Source organism: Martinezella miluonensis (assembly GCF_900094545.1).
GTDB lineage: Bacteria > Pseudomonadota > Alphaproteobacteria > Rhizobiales > Rhizobiaceae > Rhizobium > Rhizobium miluonense.
The window spans coordinates 23,929-44,790 of the sequence record NZ_FMAH01000037.1; the positions used below are offsets into that span (position 1 = coordinate 23,929).

Sequence of the window (20,862 nt, forward strand, 5' to 3'; positions counted from 1 at the left end):
GAAAAATTTTTTATGTTTCGCCGATGGCGGGGTTCATGGCTTGATGAGATATCCGGCGCCCGGAACCGTGGTGATCATGCTTGTCGTTGCACCCATGTCGATCTTCTTGCGCAGACGATGGACATGCATGTCGACGATGTTGCCGCGAGGATCGAAGGCATAGTCCCAGGCGGCCTCAAGCAACATGGAACGGGTTACGACGGAGCCGGCGTTGCGCATAAGGGTCTGCAGAAGCAGGAATTCCCTGAACTGCAGATCGATGATGCGCTCGTTCCTGCGCGCGATCCGCCGCCGGATGTCGAGCGACAGGTCACCCACGACCAAGATATTCTCATGACCATCATTTACGAAGTGCTTTGTAATCGCCTCGACGCGGGCGAGAAGCTCCGAAAAGAAGAAGGGCTTGGCCAAATAGTCATCACAGCCGGCGCGCAATCCCTCCACACGATCCATCGAGCTGGCCAATGCGCTCACCATGATCACCGGCACATTGACCTTCATCTCGCGAAGGCGCCTCACGAGCTCGATGCCGTCGAGCTTGGGCAGCAGCCGATCAACGACCAGGCCGTCGTAAATCAACTCCATCGCGAGCGCGAGGCCGAGTTCGCCATCGCTCGCGACATCGACGACATGCCCGGATTCGGAAAGCCCGCGCTTCAAATAGGCCGCACTTCGGTCATCATCTTCAACTACCAGCAGGCGCATTCATTCCTCGTTGAAGATAACACATGATTCCGAGCGCTCGCGAAGATGAAATTGATTTCATGTTCAGGCGAACGAACATTCAACATTGATTATCTAGATAATACGCGGAAACTAGTCAGCGTTCTTGGAGGAAATGTGTCGAAGATACTCGTGGTCGAAGACGACCTGGGGACGGCATCGGAAATCGAGGCAGCACTTGTGGACCACGGCTGCACCGTTACGCAATCGCTCGATGGCCGGGACGGGCTGGTCAAGGCGATTTCAGGCACATTTGACGCTATCGTTCTGGACCGCATGTTGCCCGGCGCCCTTGATGGACTTGGGATGCTGGCAGCTTTACGCGCCGCCTCGGTACAGACGCCAGTTCTAATTTTGAGCGCCCTTTCGGCAGTTGATGAGAGAGTCCGCGGCCTCAAGGCGGGCGGCGACGACTATTTGACGAAGCCGTTCGAAGCGCTTGAATTGACGGCGCGACTGGACGTCCTCATGCGCCGGCGCACCAGCGCCACCCAGGAGACCGTCTTGAGGGTCGGCGATCTTGAAATCAATCTTCTGACGCATACCGCAAGCCGGGCCGACAACGTTATCGATCTTCTACCACGGGAGTATCAGTTGCTTGAGTATCTCGCTCGGCACTCGGGCCAAATCGTCACGCGCACGATGATGTTCGAGGAAGTATGGCACTATCGCTACGGCGAAGCGACGAATGTCATCGATGTCCATATCAGCAAACTTCGCAAGAAGCTGGATCTGCCTGGCCTTGCGCCTATGATCCGAACGCTTCGTGGTTCAGGCTATGTTCTCGATGCGGCCAATTGAACTTTTTAGAACAAGCGGTTTCCGGTTGGCGCTTGCCTTCCTGCTCGTGTTCGGCACCGCTGCAAGCGCGCTGTTTCTGTTTGTCGATTGGCAGATGCGGGACTTTCTCGACCAGAGAAGCGACGAATGGCTCACGCGCGAGATGCAATCGCTTCAAAGCTTGCCGGCAGACGCGATCGTCTCGCGCCTTTCACTCCGCAGCAAAGACCTGACGAACGCAGAGCGTCCATTTTCTCTCTTCAATCAGGATGGCAAACTCATCGCGGGTGTACCGCTCGCCTATCCGGAAAAAGCTGTCTTTGACACCCCCTTCGATTTCGCAGACCACAGCGCGGCAAGGAAAGATCATTACAGGGGATTGCTACATCGCCGTGCTGACGGCGGCTCCATCCTCGTTGCGCAAAGTCTGCATGAGCAGCGTGAGTTTCGGGAACGCCTTGAAAATGCGACGCTGTTCGCGTCGCTGACGACGGCGCTACTCGGACTTGCAGGCGCCATTGCCGTCGGCTTCGGCGCGGTTCGCCGGCTGGACGCTATGTCCGGCGCTGCCGCGCAAATCATGAAGGGCGACCTCAAACAGCGACTGCCGACAGGCCGCGCCGGTGGCGACATCGATCGTCTCGCCAATGTCGTCAACGAAATGCTCGACGAGATCGAGCGCCTGATGCAGGAGGTGAAAGGCGTTTGCGATAACATCGCCCACGACATGCGCACTCCGCTCACGCGCCTGCTGGGTAGCCTTGAGCGCGCGCGCCGGCGCGCCACCAATATCGAAGAATATCACGGCTATATCGATGAATCGCTCGAGGAGGTTCGCGGTATTCTGAAGACGTTCGGTGCGCTCCTGCGCATCTCGGAGGTGGAAGATGGCTTGCGAAGGTCGGGCTTCATTGACATCGATCTGAAAGCGATCGCACGCGATGCCGTCGATTTCTTTGAGCCCGCGGCCGAGGAATGCGGCGTCACTCTCGCATATGCCTCAAGCACCGACGAGCCTGCTGTTATCTCAGGCGACCCCAGCTTGATCTTCGAAGCGATCGCCAACCTGATCGACAATGCGATCAAGTTCACGCCAAGGGATGGGCGAGCAACCGTCCGTGTCGAAGGAAACGGGCGCGTTGCGACTGTTGCCGTCGAGGATACGGGCATAGGGATCCGCGCAGAAGACGCCGACGCCGTACTTCGCCGCTTCTATAGAGCCGAGAAAAGCCGACATGCCCCTGGTAATGGACTGGGATTGAGCCTGGTTTCGGCCATTGCGAGGCTTCACGGCATGCGCCTTGAAATCACAACACCAAATATTGGCACCTGCGTTCGTCTGGCAACCGATTAGGGTTGCTTTGTCGCAAGAAACCAGAAATCGTGAGCGGTTCCCCTCTGCAGTGCATCCACACTGTTGAAGTCGAAACGGTCACCCTGCCCGGTAAAATGATCGCCCGAAATTCGACGCGACGTCCGCTAAGGCCGAAAGCGATCACGGAAAGACTGCTGCTCCTGATGGGAATTGAACTGTAGACCCTGTGATCTCTACTACCGGGACAAAGCCTTGTTATGGAGCTGGACGGATTGTCCAACCGAGAAGATATGTGTCGCAGCGGCACGGCGGATCGGGCAGCCATTGCGCCGTAGAATAGCTGATACAGTCACGATTGCTGATGGTCCTTTTCGAGGATGGCTTCGAGGTCCGATATGTTGATCGGCACCATCTGTCGCGCCGAACCCTGCATGGCAATCGCCGGCAAATAGATGAAGGCAGCGATACGTCGCCATGCCAGCCGGAAAGCGCCTTCGAGAGGCTCCTCGTCGTAATCGACGCGATAGTCTCCAGCCGGCTGAGGCGCTTCAAAGCCCGGCAACAGGAACGGAGAAGAAAAGCAAATGACGGTTTGCGTGGTGCGATTGTTCATGATGGCAAATCTCCGCGGGAACACATAGATGCGGCTCCCCTGTCATTCGCATTAGAACAGGAACGATCCCGAGGCTGCCGACAGATCCGCGGTCAGCGATGGGTTCATTCCAATTCGAACGCAGCGACATGCGTGCCGAAACGGCGCGATGCATTCGCTATCGAGAATTCGGAGTGCATGGCGGGTCGTAGTCTCTGACACCGCGAAGCCAGATGGGCCAAATCAACGAAACTCATCGTTAATCCCCGATTGAGTTTCAATCAAGGCGCTCAAGCGTTTTCCTGATTTTTCTCAGAAAAATCTAAATTGAATATAATAATAAAATATCTTTCTCGTATTATTACTTCAAGAAAATACAAATGACCATCTTGGAATTTACCGTCAAAATTATGCGGTATTCCAGATATTATTTTCGCATATCTCTCCTTATCGAATAATATTTCCTAGCACTCCTATCAATCGAGCACCATCGATACTATTTAACAGTTGCAGCCGCTCTATGCGCCGGCAGCAGAAAGATTTCTCATGATATTCCGCCCGCTCCATGACCGCATCGCTATCCGGCGCGACGAAGCTGACACCAAATCCAAGGGCGGAATCATCATTCCCGATACCGCCAAGGAAAAGCCCCAGGAGGGCGAAGCGATCGCCGTCGGCCCTGGCTCTCGCGACGAAAGCGGCAAGCTGATCCCTCTCGATGTCAAGCCCGGCGATAAGATCCTCTTCGGCAGGTGGTCCGGAACCGAGGTCAAGATCAACGGCGAAGATCTGTTGATCATGAAAGAAGCCGACATCATGGGCATCATCGAAAAGACCGTCGCGACTGCCGACAAGGCCGACTGACCCGTCGAATTTTCGATCCCTTACCTCAAGACCGAACTGGGCAAAGACCATGTCTCCCAAGGAAATCATCTTCTCCACCGAGGCCCGCGAGCGATTGCTTCGCGGCGTGGAACTGCTGAACAATGCCGTTAAGGTGACGCTCGGCCCCAAGGGCCGCAACGTCGTCATCGACAAATCCTTCGGCGCTCCGCGCATCACCAAGGACGGCGTCACCGTCGCCAGGGAAATCGAACTGGAAGACAAGTTCGAGAACATGGGAGCGCAGATGGTGCGCCAGGTCGCCTCCAAGACCAATGAGCTTGCTGGCGACGGCACGACGACGGCGACCGTGCTTGCCGCCTCCATCTTCCGCGAAGGCGCCAAGCTGGTTTCGGCTGGCATGAACCCGATGGACCTGAAGCGCGGCATCGATCTCGCCGTTACCGCCGTGCTTGCGGAAATCAAGGCGCGCGCCACCAAGGTCGGGTCTTCGGGTGAGATCGCGCAGGTCGGCACGATTGCCGCCAATGGCGACGCCGCCATCGGCGAGATGATCGCCAGAGCGATGGACAAGGTCGGTAACGAAGGCGCCATCACCGTTGAAGAGGCCAGAACGGCAGAGACCGAACTCGATGTCGTCGAGGGCATGCAGTTCGACCGCGGTTATCTCTCGCCCTATTTCGTGACGAACACCGAGAAGATGCGGGTGGAAATGGACGACCCTTACATCCTCATCCACAAGAATAAACTTGGCAACCTGCAGGCGATGCTGCCGATCCTCGAGGCCGTGGTGCAGAGCGGCAAGCCGCTGCTGATCATCTCCGAGGATGTCGAGGGCGAAGCTCTTGCGACGCTGGTCGTCAACAAGCTGAGAGGCGGCCTGAAGGTCGCAGCCGTCAAGGCACCGGGTTTCGGCGCTCGCCGCGAGGCCATACTGGAAGACATCGCCGTCCTGACGGCCGGCCAGATGATTTCCGAGGATCTCGGCATCAAGCTGGAGAACGTGACACTCGACATGCTCGGTAGCGCCAGGCGCGTGCTGATCGAGAAGGACACAACCACGATCATCGACGGCTCCGGCGACAAAGAGGCCATTCAGACCCGTGCCCGGCAGATCAAGGCACAGATCGTGGAGACGACGATCTCCGACTACGACAAGGAAAAGCTGCAGGAGCGCCTGGCAAAGCTCACCGGCGGCGTTGCAGTGATCCGCGTCGGTGGCGCGACCGAGCTTGCGGTCAAGGAAAAGAAGGACCGAATCGACGATGCCCTAAACGCCACCCGTGCGGCAGTTGAGGAGGGTATCGTTGCCGGCGGCGGCGTTGCGCTGCTGCGTGCGAAATCCGTGCTGGCGGGGCTGACAGGCGAGAACGCCGACGTGACGGCGGGCATCTCGATCGTACGTCGTGCGCTCGAAGCGCCGATCCGGCAGATCGCCGACAATGCCGGCGTCGAAAGTTCGATCGTTATCGGAAAACTCATCGACGGCAAGGATCACAACCAGGGCTTCGACGCGCAGACGGAAACCTATGTCGACATGATCAAGGCCGGCATCATCGATCCCGCCAAGGTCGTGCGGACCGCATTGCGGGACGCCGGCTCGATTGCGGCACTTCTTATCACTTGCGAAGCCATGATCGCCGATATTCCCGTGAGAGAATCAGCCCACAGCGCCGGAAACGACGCCATGGGTGGCATGGGATACTGAGAACCGTGCCTGGAGCGTGGCCGGGGGCGGAAATCTGAACAACAACAAATGCGGAGAATTCCAATAGCCATGCAGAGCAGCGGCAAGACATCATCAGCCAGCGCTTCGACAGCTACCGGCCCCGTCCAAGACAATCCCTGTGTGGGCCTACGTCGTCACGGCGGCCGCAATGATCGTCATCGGCTTCAACTGAGTGGCTTGGTGATCGCTGGCACGCCGCGCACCACAGCAGCAATAGCGAGTGACTTTGCACGCGCGAACCTGGCGTCCGCCATCTATGCCGAACGCCTCGACGCCGCGCCGGATGCCACCACTAAACTCATCGAGTTCAAGGTGATCACCGGCAGCCGTAAGAAGCATCAGTTCGTCGAAGCCGGTGGCTGGGCAACCATGCGAGAGCAGACCTCGCTCGCTTGCCGCAGCGTTCAGGGCTGCACCACCGCTCTCGCTACGTAAGAACCAGTTCCCGGATGCGCTCCTTCATGCTTGAGCGGAGCGCTCCATAATTTGTCAGAGCAGGAGAATAACAAGTGATCCGTTTCGAGAAAAAGCCCGATCCGCAGCCATTGCCGAAGGATGCCGAAACCAATAGCGCGGAGCCAGTCCGCGATTCCACAAAAAAAGAGAGTAAGAAGACGAGTACAGACGCCAAACATCGTCGCGCATCTGAAACGACTGATGACGATCGCCTCATTTGAGCGCATGCTTAAGCTTCGGCCGGTCCCTCATCCTGAGGCCGGCTCCATCAATTTCAACGATCAAAGGATCGCCCCAATGGCCAAAGGACAATTGAGAAGCAACCGCGAGGCGCGGAAGCCGAAACAGGAAAAGACGACGGTAAAAACAGAAGCAAGCTTCGCCAACCAGCTCAAGGACGCCGCGAAAAGCAGCCCGCAGGGCGGCAAACACAAGAGCTGAAGTCCACACGGAATAGCGCCGAGGCGGGCGGTGACGCCCGCCGAGCTGACGCCCTTTACAGACCCATTCCGAAACCCAGAGATCCGGCAACGATGAACACTGTTCATGAGATCTATCGCTTCGACTATCCGCTATTCCTCATCAGGTCTGCCATAGCGATGGCCGTCGCCTTCCCGGCACTCATTACCATGCGTGGAATTATTCTTTGATCGAGACCACCGACCGCGACCCAAACCTTCTCCTTTCCAACGAAAGGGCATGGCTCAAGATCCTCGCCAGATATCGTCAGCCGCATCTCAAACGCAGCATTGTCGAGCTTGCGGCGACCGCCATCCCGTTCGCGCTTTTCTGGGTCGGCGCATGGGCGTCGGTTCACTACGGCTTCTGGCCCGGCTTGATCCTGGTCGTTCCGGCAGCGGCTTTTCTGCTGCGTCTGTTCATGATCCAGCACGATTGCGGCCATGGCTCGTTCTTCGCGCGTCGACGCGCCGACGACTGGACAGGTCGCGTGATCGGTGTCTTGACGCTTACGCCCTATGATTATTGGCGCCGGGCGCATGCGGAGCATCACGCCTCGGCAGGCAATCTCGATGAGCGCGGCGTCGGCGACATAACGACGTTGACGGTATCGGAATATAGCGCCCTATCGTGGTTCGGGCGGCTTAACTACCGGCTCTACAGGCATCCGGCGATCATGTTCGGCATCGGCCCGGCTTGGCTTTTCCTGTTCAAGCAGCGACTGCCTTTCGGCATGATGCGATCCGGTTCCCTGCCATGGATATCCACCATGGCGACGAACCTGGCAATCGCTATCCTCTCCGCGATACTGATGTGGGTTATCGGAATCCTGCCCTTCCTGCTGGTGCATCTGCCGATCGCTCTGCTGGCGGGGGCCGCAGGCATATGGCTCTTCTACGTGCAACACCAGTTCGAGGAAACGCATTGGTCGAAAGAACCGGAATGGCAGTTTCCATATGCGGCCCTTCATGGCGCGTCGCATTACGATCTGCCGCTCGCTCTTCGCTGGATCACCGGCAATATAGGCATCCATCACGTTCATCACCTGTCGAGCAGAGTGCCCTATTACCGGCTGCCGGAAGTGCTGAGAGACCATCCCGAACTGGCCGGCATCGGCCGCGTCACGCTGATGGAGAGCCTGCGTTGCGTAAAGCTGGTTCTCTGGGATGAACAAAGCCGACGCCTGATCTCGTTTCGCGATGCTGCAAAGCTGCGGCACGCCTGATAGCGGCGATTTAGCCGGTCATCATGGATGAGGCGCGTTGTTCCGGGCTCTGTTGCAAAATCAGCTTGCTGTTGGAAGGCGCGCTGAAAGTCATGTGATGAACCTCCAGGCCGCGTGTTCTAAAGACTGGCGTGAGATAACTTTGGGAGAATGAATAATGTGGATCACGCTATCGATCGAGAACGGTCCCATTGCCAGATTCAATATGAGCCACGTTACGCACTACATGCGTCACGACACTCAGAAAGGTTCCACGCTATATTTCGACTTTCTTGACAACAATGGCCATCCGAAGAAAACGCTTGTTAACGAACCGCCTGAGCGGATTGCCGAGCTGGTCGAGGCAGAGCAACAAAGATTGGCTAGCCTTGGTGTTGGTTCATGGATCCGGACATGAGCGGATGGCGTTCTTTGGTGGGACTGGCAATCCGGTCGTTTCTTTGTGCCAGACAGATCCCGGCTGACGCAGGCAAGTATGCGGTTGAGAACGGGACAGCCGCTGGCGACTTCCGTCTGCTTACCACAAAGCGATCAAGCCCGTGGCCGCTGTCCGATGATGGACTTGCATCGGCCCCATGGGGTCTCGACCAGCGCACTTTCCCCAGCCGGCAGTGGCTTGCCACATTATGCGACCGCGTCTCATCGTGCTGCCGCTGGAATATTCGCTGGGTACGCCTCACGACAAATTGGATGCGAAATACATATCGATCTGCTGTCAAATTAGTGGTTGCGACATGAGATGGCGAACGGGCGCTGCTCTCAAAGGCAGCGCTCGCCCTATCCCTCAAGAGCAAGCTTGCGGCTGCGGCTCGTACCGGTCGTAGAGTGATCTCAGTTTAGCCCGCTGGGTACTGGGCATGTTTTGTTGGAAGTCGCTTAATGCCCAGAACATGGCGATCCTCTCCAGCTGCGTCGGATTGACTATCCCGTATCGAAATAGGCCGACCAACCCGACAGCAAAACCCTCTCGGCTATAGTCAGTGTCGTCGAACCAGCTCTGTGTCGTCGCCGTATCGAACACCTGTTTTATGATTTTAAGTTGGCTTTGCGACAACTTTCCCTGCGCGAGACGTTTCAACTGTTCCATGATCGTCTCCATCGAAAGCCTACCCACAAATACATGTAATCGTCGCATGAGCTGAGATTATCATGCATAAGTTGAGTCTGCTTTACATTTTTCAACTAAAAGGTACTCACATCGAGCCGGCAAATCTGTCCCCCGGCGCTGTGCTGCTTTCGCAAGTTCGAGCGCCCGGCGATGAGGTAAGCGCAAAAGCAAGGCTAGCAATTGCGACGGTCAGCTCCAAATGCTTCACTACATTCCCGCCAAAAGAATAATCGGCATTCATTGCGCGGGAGCGGCTGCCGGCGGAATTGCGGCGGGGGCCATTCTCCTCATTCAGGCGTTCGTCAGCGTATAGTTTGAGGACGGGTGGGCCGGTCGCGCTCTATCCTTAGGGCCTTAAGAAGCGCGGCCTTTTCGAGCCGGCCGGCTACGTCACCAGTGGTAATCGGCCGGAAGACCGTCTCGGTCTTCTCACGGATTGGGCAGGTGAATCGCTTTAAGCGTTTAGACATGATCATAACCAAAGGTGAACTGGTGGAAGGCTAATGCTCAGAATGGCGACGGTCACAGCGATCAAAACGGATGTCTCAATCAGCAGGCGCGTTAAGCGCGATGTATTGGTGAAAACAATGTTTTTCATTTCTGCTCCTTGTTATAATTATTTTCTAGTAATTGGGTACAGTAGCACGATTTTTTGGAAAAAATTTATAAATTTTATGAAAGATTAATTTAGTTTCCTCATCGAGTCGTTGCGGAGAGGATGACCAAGCTAGGGACGCTTAAACGGCTTGTACGATTGGCGTCTTCAGCTTGAGACTGAGTAGTTGTCGGCAACTTATAATTGACGTTTCGCGCCTACATTCTTGTGCCGTGCATCGCCGGCGGCTTAATCAAGGCTTTGGCATCTCGGTCTTGCCGTGCGCCGGCAGATCTTGAGGGCCTCGGTGAGACCAACCGTGCCGGCTTAGAGTCCGCCGCACGCAATAGGGGCAAATGCCGAACGTTGGTCCGGCAGCGAAGACAACCCAACTGTCACTGTCAGTGAGGGCGCTGCCTAAAATTCTGATCTCTGGGCCGGGTGACCATTTCGATTTAAGGCGCGAGCCGCTGATCACCATCTCAATCGCAAGACCTCGTCCAGCTGAAAAACAGACATCTGGACAATGATGCGGGAGAAAGCGGTCCGCTACGGTAATGTTTTGATGCCCAGCGCTAAGTCCGCACAACGATCTGTGCAACTGCCATCATTTCCGCCAGGAGGCCACTCCGCGCCTTATCTTTCAACCTCGTGGCGAATCCACCCTGTTACGGGTTGGGCTGCCTCCAATGGCCGGTGATAGTGATCATCGCAAGCAGTTTCAGCGTATTGCCGTAATAGTCTGCATTTTCCACTGTTCGCTTTGTCATGTCAGTCCATAGTGCATCCAACCAGTTCTGGTTCGTTGCTTCAATGGATGCGGATACAGCAAACATCGATACAAAGGCCATTGCACCACGACCACTCTCGGCGACTGCATTGCCGCTGAGCTTGTAAGTACCGGCGATATTGGCCGGATCACCATTGGTTGCGCGCTTGATCCAACTATTGAGGGGTCGGAGCGCTGCGAGTGCCCGCTGATCGTCATTGAGCAGGTAGTCAACTGCAATGCGCCATGGATAGCGCGCAGCGTTCCAGGAATAGGCGCCATCATTCGGTCCTTCGAGAAAATTAGCGCCAGCCGGACGCGGCGCCGTCGGGAGGCCAACGATGAAATCAGGCATCAATGCTGTCTGCGAGCTGTATTTGCTGCGAATCTTGTCGATGATCGAATATGTTTCATCACGTACCGCATACCAAGTGCGGTCACCCGTCGCGCCGGCGAAAGCTTTGAAATGGGAGACCATGAAGTCGGAAGATCGAGTGACGGGGGCATATTGCATTTCATCTGCGTCATCGACCCAATCACCGATGCGAACGAAGCGACTGTCTGCATCGATCTCGTGTTTGCCGATTGAGGCAATGACCTTCAATGCCTCCTTGCGATAGTTCAAGTTGCCATCACTGCCCCACTTTCTATCTGCAAGAAGCAACGCATAGGCGATATCAAGGTCTCCGTCGGTGGCACTGTGGTCGCCGGCAACCTCGCGCGCATTGCCACAACCCTTGGTCTGGTTCCAGGCCATGAGACCAGGACCTGATTTGGCCGGATGGTCGTGAAAATAGTGGACCATTCCATCAAACACCGCATGCGCGGCCGGATCGAAGTCTGCCATCAGAACTGAAATAAGCATCCCATAACCATGGGCCTCGGAAACGGTGATCGTGGATTTTGCCGTCCCACCCCCGACCGACTTGCCGTCGGCGGTTACACCCACATAGTAACGGCCGCTTCCGCAGTCTTGCACGAGATAAGTTGAACGCCATTTTTTGTAGAAATCAACCAGGGATTGATCCAGCTGTTGCTGTGTAAAGCCTGTGGGTCGAATACCCTCGGCGGATTGGGCGTCACCCGCGGAAATCCCCAATGCCGGCGGTAACGTCATAAGAAGCGTATAGAGGCTCTTTCCGATTTTCATAAATCCCCCGGATTTACATGGGTCTTTCTTGGCGAGCGGATGCGAAAACCAACGGATCGCTTTCCGCTGATCATTGTCGTTGTGGAGCGCAATCTAATCAATTCTGTGTTGAATGTTTGGCTGTCGGCTTGAGCCAAGCCGTGCGGAAGTCGTTGCGCTTCGCGGCTCTAAAGAGCACCTGTTGGAGTTCTGGCCGCTTCGTCGGCAGCCATATTCTACTTTTCGGGCATCCTGCCAGTGATCCCGATTGAGTAATTCCTCGCCAGCAATACGCCCCGCCCAGAACGTAGCCGCCGCCGTGGATATTGTAGATCGCGGGCTGCGGACCGGCTCCGGTTGGGGTACAGATCCGCAGCTGGACGGGTGAGCCGCCATCGGGCGAGCGACGTCGACAATGCGGGGCGCATCCCCAGCCATGCCCAGCTGCCAGAAGGACTGCTCCACCGCCGCCCGCACATCCGCAAGGTTATTGGCATTGAGGCCAAAAACCGTTTCTTCAGGCAGGAACGGACGACCCCAAGCACCCGCTCAGTCCTCCCCTGGACCTGGCTCGACGAGTTCGATCAGCACATTGTCTGGCCCCTTCAGATAGACAACGCGCCGGCCTGCCCAGGGGCCGTTCGCCACGACCTGCGGCGAGCCGAAGGCGACCCAATCATGGGTCGCAGCGACGCAAAGCAAGGCATCGATGTCCTTCACCAACAGGCCGAGATGCGTGGCACCACTGTCGCAGGCCTGGAAGGCGAGCGCCTTGCGTCCGAGTGCCGTCTTATATTCCAGCAGCTCGACGACATGAGGTCCCTTCGCCAGCATGGCAAGGGCGATGGAGCCGTCGTAAACGCCCGTGACGTCGCGAACGAAGTCACTGTCCTGAAGTTCGTCGCGCCCGACCAGTTCGAAGCCGAGGATATCGATCCAGAAGCGCAACGAGGTTTCGAGGGACGTGACTGTGATCCCGACATGATGCACACAGATGCCGGATGCATCGTTACGCATGGCCACGCTCTTCCCGAAACAAGTAGAGCGCTTGCTGCACAGGGCGATCGGAAAAGGAAAAGAGTACGCTTTCGTCGTTACTCTCATGCCAAACCTGGTGCCACGAGGGCGCGACAAAGATGTCGCGCTTGCCCCATTCAATGACGGTGTCACCGATATGCGTCCGGCCGCGTCCCTCGATGGGCACGAAGACGGTGGCGTCGGTCGAGCGGTAGCGGGAGGTCACAAAACCCTTCGGCAGAAGTTGAATGAAGGTGCCGATGGTTGCCATGGCGTGATTTCCGGTGATCGGATTGGTGTAGCGCATCTTCAACCCATGGCACGGGTCCCAGGCATCGTGACGGCGCATGCGTTCGAGCGCATCGCGAGTTCGCTCGTAAGGGTAGTTGAAGACTGGTGACGTGCCACCGGCGGTGCCGTGGTCGACAGGCAGAAGGTTGGCGCCGTAGCGGGCATCGCTGTCGCCGATCGGCCGATCCAGCGGCTGCTCATCCCTGTCGAGATGCTCGGCGAACGAGGCGTCGAGGAATTGAACGATGGGAATATCGAGCCCGTCGAGCCAGAAAATCGGCTCAGAGCTTTGATTGCCATGATCGTGCCACGCCATCGGCGGTGTGATGATGAAATCACCCTCGTGCATGATGGTCTTTTCGCCGTTGACAGTGGTGTGGGCGCCGCTACCCTCCAGCACGAAGCGTAGCGCACTTTGTGTGTGCCGATGGGCCGGAGCGACCTCGCCGGGCAGCACGAGCTGCACGCCGGCATAGAGATCGGTGGTAATCTTGGATTGCCCGCGCAGGCCCGGATTTTCCAGGACGAGGACGCGCCGCTCTGCCTCCTTCGCCGTGATCAGTCCGCCGGCTTCGAGGATCGCCTCGCGGATCGTTGGAAAGCTCCAGTGCGCCGGGCGGCAAAGGCTGCGGGGGGTCGGGGTGACCAGATCGGCGAGTGACGTCCACAGCGGCGTCATGTTGTTGCGGCCGATCCGATCGTAGAAATCCTGGCGCAGGGCCTCAGTCGAGGCGGCCGTGTGTGGATCAGCCGACATGGGCGCCTCCTGCAGCGATGGGTTCGGCGACGGTCTTGCCGCGAAGGCGGATGGGGGCGGTTTCCTTGAGTAGCAGGATGACGACGATGCCGAGGCCAAGGGCATAAAGCGGAACCGCTGCCGCATGCTCGATGCCGTAATGTTTTGCGATGGTGCCAGCGATGGCAGGCGCAAAGCCGCCGCCAAAGACTTCACCGATGCCGATGACCATGCCGGAGCCAGTGGCCATCAGCCGGGCAGGCACGGATTCGGCCGTGATGGGGCCGACCGTCAGCGTAAGCAGAGCATAGAGGCTGCCCATCGCCACCATCATGCAAAGGAAAAGCACGGTAACATTGGCGCCCGCGCCGCCGAAAATCCAGAAGGCGCCGAAAGCGAGCACGGCCGACAGCAGCATGACGGGTTTGCGGCCGACCCGGTCGGACAGCGCCGGCAGCAGCAGGGCGCCGATCGCACCGCCGAAACCCATGGAGGACAGGATGAGACCCATCTGGTCCATGCTAAGGTGCAGGTGGTCCACCAGGTAGCTCGGAAACAGTGCTGCCACCACGATGATGCAGGTAAGCCAGAATAGCTGACAGAGAATCGCGAGCGGTACGTTCCGATAAGCGAAGACCTCGTACCAACGGTGCGTACCGGCGTCATGGGTTGTGCTGTGGGTCGCGATTTCCGCGGGCACCGGCTGCTCCAGGACCCGATGCAGGAGGTAGGCGACGATCAAGCCTGGAACGGCGACCATCAGGAAGATCCAGGGCCAGTTGACGACTTTGAGCAATTGCGTCACCGCGAGCGGCGCAAGGCCGAGGCCGAGCAGGGCTGGCATGGTCTGCTGGATGCCGACATTCAGCCCATGCCGTTTCGGCGGCGAGGCATCCATCGTCGCGATGATGCTGGCGGGCGTGAAGGCGCCTTCGGCCAGACCCATCGCCACGCGCGCTAGAACCAAGGTGACGATGCCCGTTGCAAGGCCGCTGAACCCGGCGATCAGCGAGAAGATGAATAGGGCCGGCACGATGATTTTCTTGAATCCGAAGCGGTCGGACAGATTGCCCGTAAAGAGGGAAGACAGGCCCCACGCTACCGCCAGCGCGCCGGTGATGATGCCGAGATCCTGGTAATCGAGGCCGAGATCGCGGGCGAGAACCGGCATCATCGGCACGATGATGAACCGGTCGACGCCGACGAGGCCGAGGCCGAGCGACAGCAGCGTCACCGCCTTCCATTCATATCCCTTCGGTCGCCCGGATCGGTCGACCGTATCATTTGCATTCGTTACGACGGGTATCATTCTGCATCCTCCTGGTTGGCTGGCAAAGCGCGTTCGAAAGCGGGCAGCGACAGCGCTGCGTCCGCGATGCGTTTCAATGTCGGAAAGGGAGAGAGATCCAAGGCGTAGGTTCTTGCGTTGATGACCTGCGGCACGAGGCAGATATCGGCGAGCGAGACCGCGTCGCCGTGGCAGAACCGGCCGGTCTCGCCGCTTGTCGAAAGTGCGGCCTCCAGCGCGCGAAATCCTTCGGCGATCCAATGATTGTACCAGCCGGCGACAGCCGCGTCCGGCTGGCCGAGCGGCCCGCGCAGGTAATTGAGCACCCTTAGATTGTCGATTGGATGCACGTCGCAGGCGATGAGCTGTGCGAGCGCGCGCACCCGTGCCCGGCCCGCCGAGTCTTTTGGCAACAGCGGCGGCTGGGGCCGCGTTTCGTCCAGATATTCAAGGATCGCCAAGGACTGCGTAAACGTCTGACCATCGATCTCCAACGCCGGCACTAGGCCCTGCGGATTGATGCGGCGATAGTCAGGCGAATTCTGTTCTCCGCGCCGGAGGTGATGGGGCGCGGTCCGGTAGGCCAAACCCTTGAGGTTGAGGGCGATGCGCACTCGAAACGAGGCCGAGGAGCGGTAGTAGCCGTGGAGGGTGAGGGGCGCACTCATGTGATCGACACCCGAAGCGGCGGCAGGCCATCGATGCGGGCTTTGAGCGTATCGCCGCTCACCACCGCACCGACGCCCTCGGGCGTGCCGGTATAGATGAGGTCACCGGGAGCGAGGTCCATGTAGCGCGATAGCCAATGGATGATCTCCTCGACCGACCAGATCAATTTGGACAGCCTGCTTTCCTGCCGGCGTTCGCCATTGACGTCGAGCGTCACCGTCGCCTCCGCGACGGCGTTCCAGCGGGCGACGGGAACAATCTCGCCGATCGGAGCAGAGTGGTCGAAGGCCTTGCCCATATCCCACGGCCGGCCCTTTTCACGGGCGGCGATCTGCACGTCGCGGCGTGTCATGTCGAGGCCGACGGCGTAGCCGAATATATGCAGGGTGGCATCCTCGACCGGAATGTCAGCACCTGCCCTGCCGATGGCGACCACGAGTTCCACTTCGTAGTGGTAGTTGCCGGTCATGCGCGGATAGGGAATGCGTGCGCCGTCCATCTCCACCGTGTCAGCGGGCTTCAGGAAAAAGAACGGCTCCTCGCGGTCGACCGCAAAGCCCATTTCCCGCGCATGGGCCTCGTAGTTCCGGCCGACGCAGTAGATGCGCCGGACCGGAAAGGTGCCTCCGCCGACGACCGGGACGGTCGGAACGGCCGGGGGCTGGAAGACATGGCTGTTCGTCATGACGCTCTCCGTCGATATCGGGGGGCTCACCAGGCCGTGAGGCCGCCATCCACCTTGATGTCCGTGCCGGTGACCCAGCTCGCCTCGTCCGAGACGAGGTAGACAATGGCCCAAGCGACATCCTCGGGCTTGCCGTGGCGGCCGATCATCGTGTTGGCCTTCATGGAGGCCTCGAAGCCCGGAAGGTTGTCAAAAGCGAACTGGGCGGCCGGCGTATGGATGATGCCGGGTGAGACGGAATTGGCACGGATCCCGTGCGGGGCGCCCTCATAGGCCATCTGGCGGGTCATCGAGAGCACACCGCCCTTGCCGGTGGAATGGGCGATCGCGCCCATGTTGCGGGTTGCACCCCAGGCGGAGATCGAAGCGAAGTTGACGATACTGCCGCCGCCGCGCTTGATCATGTGCGGCCAGACGGCGCGCACGGGCAGGAACACGATGTCGAGTTCACCCTTCAGCGTCTTGTGCCACTGCGCGAGCGTCATGTCGGGCACGGATGCGAACTCGACGAAGCCCGCCGCCGTCACCAGCGTGTCGATGCCGCCGTATTTTTGAGCGACATAGTCCATGAGGGCGCTCGCGCCCGCTTCGCTGGTGAGATCATAGGAGACGGCGTCGATCTCGAAACCGTCGGCCTTCGCGGTGGCGACGGTGCCGGCCAGCGCCTCCTGATTGACATCAACGCCGACGACTGAAGCGCCTTCCTTGGCGAACAGCAGTGCAGTCCCCTGTCCGATACCGCTGGCAGCACCGGTGACGATTGTGACTTTTCCCTTGAGACGATTGGGCATGTCATACTCCCTGAATGGTTGGTGATGGGGTCCCTGCCCCGTTTTCGGGCGCAGGCCTTCGCCGCCGCCGCTTTCGCGGCGAGGTCGGTGTTTTAAAAATCGTTTGGTAGTTGCCCTGCGGTGGTCAGGCTGCGACGGGCTGTCCGGCCTCGCCTGCCAGGAAATCGAGGAGAAGATCGCCCACGATGTCCGGCCGTTCGATATTGGCGCAATGGCCGCAACCCGGGATGACGGCGACCTTGCTGCCGGCAATTCGCTTTGCCACCTCGCCGGCATAGCCGGGCAGACGCAGCTTGTCTTCGGCCCCGGCGATCAGCAGGGTCGGCACCCCGATCGCCTCATAATTGGTCGCATCAGCCTGCCCGAATTCCTTGCGTTCCGGCGCATTCGGCGACCGGAAGCGCGCCGCCGCTACCGCCTCCCAGGCGCCGGGCGCAATGCTCAGGGCATGCCGCCGGCGCACATAATCCTCGTCGCTGTGCCAAACGCTGCCTTCGAAGAGCGACCGGAGGATGCCGACCATGCCCTCCGGGCTGCCATCATAATGGGTGAGCCGCTTGCGCGCCTCATTCTCCGGCATCCAGCCGCCGCCACTGATTGCGACGAGCTTGTCGATGCCGAAGCCGGGATGGCGTTCCGCCGCAATCTGCATAAGGAACGTTGCCCCCATGGAATTGCCGACGAATGATGCCCGAGCGACCGCCAGAACCTCGAGCAAGCGCGCCATATGCGCGATCATGCGCGCCCGCTTGCCCTCGAAGTCATGGATCTTCGCCGTCAGACCGAAGCCGAGCCAATCGGGTGCAATCACCCGGTAACGTTCCGCAAGCGTCGGTATCAGATATTCCCAGCTCAGCTCCGCACAGCCGCCGAATTCGCCGCTGTGCAGCAGCACGACAAGCGGTCCTTCGCCGGCCTCCAGGTAATGCGTGCGGATCCCGTCGACGTTCACGAAGCGGTTGCGATAGGCCTTTGCCGCCACAGGAACCTTCGCTGCGGCGTTCATGACCGCACCTCCGCCAAGGGTCGCAGGCGCCGCAGGCGTGCCGTGGCGTCCGGATGCATCATGTCCGGCATCCATTGTGCACGGCCGTTGAGCGCACAGACCACGCTGTCGACCCCTGGCAAGGCGCCAACCGCCTTTTCGACCATGGCGATGATGTTGGCGGCCTGCCAGCAGACGGGGCTGGTCAGCCGGAGCGTTACCCGCACCGCGCCACGATCGAGATCGATCGATTCGATCATGCCCATCTCCCTAAGGGTAATCGGCGCGCCCGTCGCGATGGAGCATGGGTCCACAACCCTTTCGAGGGCCGTGTAGATTGCTGCCTCGTCAAGCATAGGCTGCCTCCTTCATGGTCGAGAAGGGTGCTGCGACGCCGGCACGGCGACGCTTGGCGAACTCGTCGTCCTTCGTCGCGGCGATGCGCGATTCCAGGTCGAGGCCGGTCATGCGGGCGTAGTTGTCGAAGAGGATCTTCTTCTTCGCAGCCCGGTCGATCTGCGGCAGGCCCGCGCCGGAGACCAACTCGTCCGGGAAGGCGAACTTGTGCACGAACGCCTCCAGCAGCGGCTGCGGGTGAAAAGCCATCGCGCCGGTTCCCCAGAGAATGCGGTCGATGGCATTCGGCCCGCCGGGGCCGACGAGCGAGGCCATGATATGCTGGAAGGCAGCCGGCCGCGTCGCGGCGAGCGCGCAGGTGATTTCGAGATTGACATAGACATTGGGGAAGCGCGCGAGCTGCCAGGCGGTTTCTTCGGCAAATGCCATGCCGCCGTGAATGATCTCGAAGTTGAGATCTGGAAAGGCCATGCAGGCGCGGTCGATATCGTCGACGCGATAATGTTCCATGGCAACCGGACCAAGCGGCAGCGCCTTGTGAATTGCCACCACCTTAATGCCAAGCTCCTGCGCCCTCTGGAACAACGGGAAGGCCACCTCCGGGTCGTCCATCTTCCAGCCTTGGATTTCCTGGCCGACCCAGCTATTGGGATAGAGTTTCAAGCCGACGGGCTTGAGGATCTCGACCTGGCGCTCAAGTTCGTCGAGCGCGGCTGTGCCCGTCAGCGGGTCGACGCCGCAATAGGTAATCATCCGGTTGGGCCACCGCTTTTTCGCCTCGACGGCCTTTTCGAAACTGCAGAGGCCATCGTGGAAGGAGTAGATAGGCAAGGCGTGGTATACCGCGAGGTCCGTGTCGCTTTCGACAAAAACCTGATCGACCGTTTCCTCGATACTCCAGTCCCTATAGAATTGTTTGCGTGTCGGCGCATAACCGGGCAGGGCTGCAGCGATAACCGAGTCGTAAACAAGATCGCACAAAGGTTTGGCGAAGCGATTGGCAAAATTTCTCTCATCCATGTTGTAGGCGTGGATGACCGCATCTATCACGTTAAGGCCGTCTATCATCGGGAAACCTCCCATCTCGATTTCTGTTACTTGGATTGTTCTAAAATTTGCGATCTTCGTCCAACGAGGAATACTGACCTCGTGATCAGGATTCGAGATCATGGATTGCTGGCCCGCGACGCGCCGGCCTGATTCAATTGCACGACATCATGCGCCACCTCACGAAATGTGACCGTGGACGGGTTCGGCTCATCGCCTTTCCAGGCAAGGAGCAGTTCATACGGCGTGGAAAAGTCTGCCAGGTCGCGAAAGACGACTCCGGGCTGAGGAAGTTGCGCTACCCATTTCGGCACCAACGTAACGCCAAGCCCGGCGCTGACGAGGGAGAGCAGCGTGTGTAGCTGGCCGCCCTCCTGGGCGACGCGCGGAGTAAAGCCCGCCCCCGCGCATGCCGTCTTGAGCAGATCGAGGATGCGGCTGTTCATTTGAAGGGGAAAGGTCACGAAAGGTTCCGTGGCGAGATCCGCCATCTCGACCACAGCCTTCAGCGCCAGGACATTCGCCGACGGAAGGGCGACCATCAGGGGCGCCGAAATCAGCACCTCGGTCTTGACCGCCGCCGCAAGATGCGAGGGGCTGGGGATGATGCCGATATCGACCGTGCCGGCGGCAATTGCCTCCACCTGAACGTCCCGGTCCATCGGAATGAGCTTGAGATCGACATGCGGCCAACGCTCGCGAAAATCCCGGATGATGGGCGATAGCAGGGTCCATAGCACGTTATCGACGAAGCCGATGGAAAGACGTCCGACAACGCCGCTGGCCGACGCCTTAAGCCGGCGAACTGCCTCATCCGTGCGCTTGAGGATCTCGCGCGCTTCCGGAAGAAAAACCTCGCCGAGCAAGGTAAGGCTGACATCCTGGCGCGAGCGCTTGATCAGGGTAAAACCGAGTTCGTCTTCCAGAAGCTTCAATTGCTGGCTGACGGCCGATTGTACGACATGCACCCGCTCAGCGGCCCGGCCGAAATGAAGCTCTTCAGCCACAGCGACAAAGTAACGGAGCCTGCGCAGATCCATGACCGCCTCCTTCCCAAGCGCCTGATCGCTTGCCCAATCGGAAGGCTACACATCTAGAATTTCGGCAACAGCGGCAAAGATTCGAGGATTACGGTCGAGAAAATCGAACGATCGGTCGGCCGCGATACACGCAGTATCGTTCGATTTTCTCGACCATAACCACTCATTTTATTCGACTGTTCCCTCAAGCCGTTTGATGACAGCTTATTCCCAAGCCGCAAGGGCGACTGCAT

At 58.8% G+C, this 20,862-nt stretch carries 22 protein-coding genes and 1 pseudogene; 9 read left to right on the plus strand and 14 right to left on the minus strand.

Annotation, left to right across the window (positions count from 1 at the left end):
* Positions 1-33: 33 nt before the first annotated feature.
* A complete protein-coding gene (locus GA0061102_RS24425) occupies positions 34-705 on the minus strand; it encodes a response regulator transcription factor (protein WP_092854034.1) in 672 nt (223 codons plus the stop codon).
* A gap of 135 nt (positions 706-840) precedes the next feature.
* Between GA0061102_RS24425 and GA0061102_RS24430 the strand changes: the two genes are divergently transcribed.
* Both GA0061102_RS24430 and GA0061102_RS24435 read left to right on the plus strand, forming a co-directional pair.
* Positions 841-1,524, plus strand: coding sequence for a response regulator transcription factor (locus GA0061102_RS24430; RefSeq protein WP_092854035.1), 684 nt, complete (start codon positions 841-843; stop codon positions 1,522-1,524).
* Complete coding sequence (locus GA0061102_RS24435; RefSeq protein WP_245298121.1) at positions 1,511-2,857, plus strand: sensor histidine kinase; 1,347 nt, start codon at positions 1,511-1,513, stop codon at positions 2,855-2,857. Before GA0061102_RS24430 ends, GA0061102_RS24435 begins: the two co-directional genes overlap by 14 nt.
* A gap of 310 nt (positions 2,858-3,167) precedes the next feature.
* On the opposite strand, the gene GA0061102_RS24440 is transcribed toward GA0061102_RS24435, so the two are convergent.
* Positions 3,168-3,431, minus strand: coding sequence for a hypothetical protein (locus GA0061102_RS24440; RefSeq protein ID WP_092854037.1), 264 nt, complete (start codon positions 3,429-3,431; stop codon positions 3,168-3,170).
* Between the two features lie 525 nt (positions 3,432-3,956).
* On the opposite strand from GA0061102_RS24440, the gene GA0061102_RS24445 reads away from it, so the two are divergent.
* From GA0061102_RS24445 to GA0061102_RS24475, 7 genes and pseudogenes are all read left to right on the plus strand, one after another.
* On the plus strand, positions 3,957-4,274 hold the full coding sequence (locus tag GA0061102_RS24445; protein WP_092854092.1) for a co-chaperone GroES: 318 nt from the start codon (positions 3,957-3,959) through the stop codon (positions 4,272-4,274).
* Between the two features lie 49 nt (positions 4,275-4,323).
* Positions 4,324-5,961 (plus strand): chaperonin GroEL, encoded by a 1,638-nt coding sequence (gene groL / locus GA0061102_RS24450; protein ID WP_092854038.1) that lies wholly within the window; start codon positions 4,324-4,326, stop codon positions 5,959-5,961.
* A 63-nt stretch (positions 5,962-6,024) separates the two neighbouring features.
* A pseudogene (locus tag GA0061102_RS24455) lies at positions 6,025-6,417 on the plus strand (hypothetical protein).
* A gap of 74 nt (positions 6,418-6,491) precedes the next feature.
* Positions 6,492-6,659: a hypothetical protein gene (locus tag GA0061102_RS33220; RefSeq protein WP_092854039.1), complete on the plus strand. Its 168-nt coding sequence runs from the start codon at positions 6,492-6,494 to the stop codon at positions 6,657-6,659.
* The gene (locus tag GA0061102_RS24465) at positions 6,640-6,879 is read left to right on the plus strand and encodes a hypothetical protein (RefSeq protein WP_092854040.1); all 240 of its coding nucleotides are present in this window, start codon (positions 6,640-6,642) and stop codon (positions 6,877-6,879) included. The genes GA0061102_RS33220 and GA0061102_RS24465 overlap by 20 nt, the downstream gene beginning before the upstream one ends.
* Positions 6,880-7,084: 205 nt before the next feature.
* Positions 7,085-8,122: a fatty acid desaturase gene (locus tag GA0061102_RS24470; protein ID WP_092854041.1), complete on the plus strand. Its 1,038-nt coding sequence runs from the start codon at positions 7,085-7,087 to the stop codon at positions 8,120-8,122.
* Positions 8,123-8,279: 157 nt separating this feature from the next.
* Positions 8,280-8,519 carry a hypothetical protein gene (locus GA0061102_RS24475; RefSeq protein WP_092854042.1) on the plus strand — a complete coding sequence of 80 codons (240 nt, stop codon included), beginning with the start codon at positions 8,280-8,282 and terminating at the stop codon, positions 8,517-8,519.
* Between the two features lie 387 nt (positions 8,520-8,906).
* Here GA0061102_RS24475 and GA0061102_RS24480 read toward each other — a convergent pair whose 3' ends face one another.
* The 12 genes from GA0061102_RS24480 to GA0061102_RS24540 all read right to left on the minus strand — a co-directional run bounded on the left by GA0061102_RS24480 (position 8,907) and on the right by GA0061102_RS24540 (position 20,629).
* Entirely contained in the window at positions 8,907-9,209 is a 303-nt protein-coding gene (locus GA0061102_RS24480; RefSeq protein ID WP_092854043.1) for a hypothetical protein, read from the minus strand.
* A gap of 1,284 nt (positions 9,210-10,493) precedes the next feature.
* A complete protein-coding gene (locus GA0061102_RS24490) occupies positions 10,494-11,744 on the minus strand; it encodes a family 8 glycosyl hydrolase (protein WP_092854045.1) in 1,251 nt (416 codons plus the stop codon).
* Positions 11,745-12,272: 528 nt separating this feature from the next.
* On the minus strand, positions 12,273-12,740 hold the full coding sequence (locus tag GA0061102_RS24495; RefSeq protein ID WP_159432202.1) for a VOC family protein: 468 nt from the start codon (positions 12,738-12,740) through the stop codon (positions 12,273-12,275).
* Positions 12,733-13,788: a gentisate 1,2-dioxygenase gene (gene gtdA / locus GA0061102_RS24500; protein WP_092854047.1), complete on the minus strand. Its 1,056-nt coding sequence runs from the start codon at positions 13,786-13,788 to the stop codon at positions 12,733-12,735. The genes GA0061102_RS24495 and gtdA overlap by 8 nt, the downstream gene beginning before the upstream one ends.
* Positions 13,778-15,076 carry an MFS transporter gene (locus GA0061102_RS24505; protein ID WP_092854048.1) on the minus strand — a complete coding sequence of 433 codons (1,299 nt, stop codon included), beginning with the start codon at positions 15,074-15,076 and terminating at the stop codon, positions 13,778-13,780. Before GA0061102_RS24505 ends, gtdA begins: the two co-directional genes overlap by 11 nt.
* The gene (gene maiA / locus GA0061102_RS24510; protein WP_092854049.1) at positions 15,073-15,723 is read right to left on the minus strand and encodes a maleylacetoacetate isomerase; all 651 of its coding nucleotides are present in this window, start codon (positions 15,721-15,723) and stop codon (positions 15,073-15,075) included. Before maiA ends, GA0061102_RS24505 begins: the two co-directional genes overlap by 4 nt.
* Positions 15,720-16,409 (minus strand): fumarylacetoacetate hydrolase family protein, encoded by a 690-nt coding sequence (locus GA0061102_RS24515; RefSeq protein WP_092854050.1) that lies wholly within the window; start codon positions 16,407-16,409, stop codon positions 15,720-15,722. Before GA0061102_RS24515 ends, maiA begins: the two co-directional genes overlap by 4 nt.
* A 26-nt stretch (positions 16,410-16,435) precedes the next feature.
* Entirely contained in the window at positions 16,436-17,200 is a 765-nt protein-coding gene (locus GA0061102_RS24520; protein ID WP_092854051.1) for an SDR family NAD(P)-dependent oxidoreductase, read from the minus strand.
* Between the two features lie 124 nt (positions 17,201-17,324).
* Positions 17,325-18,206, minus strand: a complete 882-nt coding sequence (locus tag GA0061102_RS24525) for an alpha/beta fold hydrolase (RefSeq protein ID WP_092854052.1) — start codon at positions 18,204-18,206, stop codon at positions 17,325-17,327.
* On the minus strand, positions 18,203-18,541 hold the full coding sequence (locus tag GA0061102_RS24530) for a metal-sulfur cluster assembly factor (RefSeq protein WP_092854053.1): 339 nt from the start codon (positions 18,539-18,541) through the stop codon (positions 18,203-18,205). The genes GA0061102_RS24525 and GA0061102_RS24530 overlap by 4 nt, the downstream gene beginning before the upstream one ends.
* Positions 18,534-19,610 (minus strand): amidohydrolase family protein, encoded by a 1,077-nt coding sequence (locus GA0061102_RS24535; RefSeq protein WP_092854054.1) that lies wholly within the window; start codon positions 19,608-19,610, stop codon positions 18,534-18,536. The genes GA0061102_RS24530 and GA0061102_RS24535 overlap by 8 nt, the downstream gene beginning before the upstream one ends.
* Positions 19,611-19,708: 98 nt before the next feature.
* Complete coding sequence (locus GA0061102_RS24540) at positions 19,709-20,629, minus strand: LysR family transcriptional regulator (protein ID WP_092854055.1); 921 nt, start codon at positions 20,627-20,629, stop codon at positions 19,709-19,711.
* Between the last annotated feature and the right edge of the window lie 233 nt (positions 20,630-20,862).

Excerpts from the sequence above, each read along its gene's own strand:
- GA0061102_RS24465 (WP_092854040.1), top strand. The coding sequence starts at position 6,640 with ATGACGATCGCCTCATTTGAGCGCATGCTTAAGCTTCGGCCGGTCCCT.
- GA0061102_RS24490 (WP_092854045.1), bottom strand. The coding sequence starts at position 11,744 with ATGAAAATCGGAAAGAGCCTCTATACGCTTCTTATGACGTTACCGCCG.
- gtdA (WP_092854047.1), bottom strand. The coding sequence starts at position 13,788 with ATGTCGGCTGATCCACACACGGCCGCCTCGACTGAGGCCCTGCGCCAG.
- GA0061102_RS24425 (WP_092854034.1), bottom strand. The coding sequence starts at position 705 with ATGCGCCTGCTGGTAGTTGAAGATGATGACCGAAGTGCGGCCTATTTG.
- GA0061102_RS24515 (WP_092854050.1), bottom strand. The coding sequence starts at position 16,409 with ATGACGAACAGCCATGTCTTCCAGCCCCCGGCCGTTCCGACCGTCCCG.
- GA0061102_RS24530 (WP_092854053.1), bottom strand. The coding sequence starts at position 18,541 with ATGCTTGACGAGGCAGCAATCTACACGGCCCTCGAAAGGGTTGTGGAC.
- GA0061102_RS24495 (WP_159432202.1), bottom strand. The coding sequence starts at position 12,740 with ATGCGTAACGATGCATCCGGCATCTGTGTGCATCATGTCGGGATCACA.
- GA0061102_RS24435 (WP_245298121.1), top strand. The coding sequence starts at position 1,511 with ATGCGGCCAATTGAACTTTTTAGAACAAGCGGTTTCCGGTTGGCGCTT.
- GA0061102_RS24440 (WP_092854037.1), bottom strand. The coding sequence starts at position 3,431 with ATGAACAATCGCACCACGCAAACCGTCATTTGCTTTTCTTCTCCGTTC.
- groL (WP_092854038.1), top strand. The coding sequence starts at position 4,324 with ATGTCTCCCAAGGAAATCATCTTCTCCACCGAGGCCCGCGAGCGATTG.
- GA0061102_RS24535 (WP_092854054.1), bottom strand. The coding sequence starts at position 19,610 with ATGATAGACGGCCTTAACGTGATAGATGCGGTCATCCACGCCTACAAC.
- maiA (WP_092854049.1), bottom strand. The coding sequence starts at position 15,723 with ATGAGTGCGCCCCTCACCCTCCACGGCTACTACCGCTCCTCGGCCTCG.
- GA0061102_RS24505 (WP_092854048.1), bottom strand. The coding sequence starts at position 15,076 with ATGATACCCGTCGTAACGAATGCAAATGATACGGTCGACCGATCCGGG.
- GA0061102_RS24480 (WP_092854043.1), bottom strand. The coding sequence starts at position 9,209 with ATGGAACAGTTGAAACGTCTCGCGCAGGGAAAGTTGTCGCAAAGCCAA.
- GA0061102_RS24445 (WP_092854092.1), top strand. The coding sequence starts at position 3,957 with ATGATATTCCGCCCGCTCCATGACCGCATCGCTATCCGGCGCGACGAA.
- GA0061102_RS24525 (WP_092854052.1), bottom strand. The coding sequence starts at position 18,206 with ATGAACGCCGCAGCGAAGGTTCCTGTGGCGGCAAAGGCCTATCGCAAC.
- GA0061102_RS24520 (WP_092854051.1), bottom strand. The coding sequence starts at position 17,200 with ATGCCCAATCGTCTCAAGGGAAAAGTCACAATCGTCACCGGTGCTGCC.
- GA0061102_RS24475 (WP_092854042.1), top strand. The coding sequence starts at position 8,280 with ATGTGGATCACGCTATCGATCGAGAACGGTCCCATTGCCAGATTCAAT.
- GA0061102_RS24540 (WP_092854055.1), bottom strand. The coding sequence starts at position 20,629 with ATGGATCTGCGCAGGCTCCGTTACTTTGTCGCTGTGGCTGAAGAGCTT.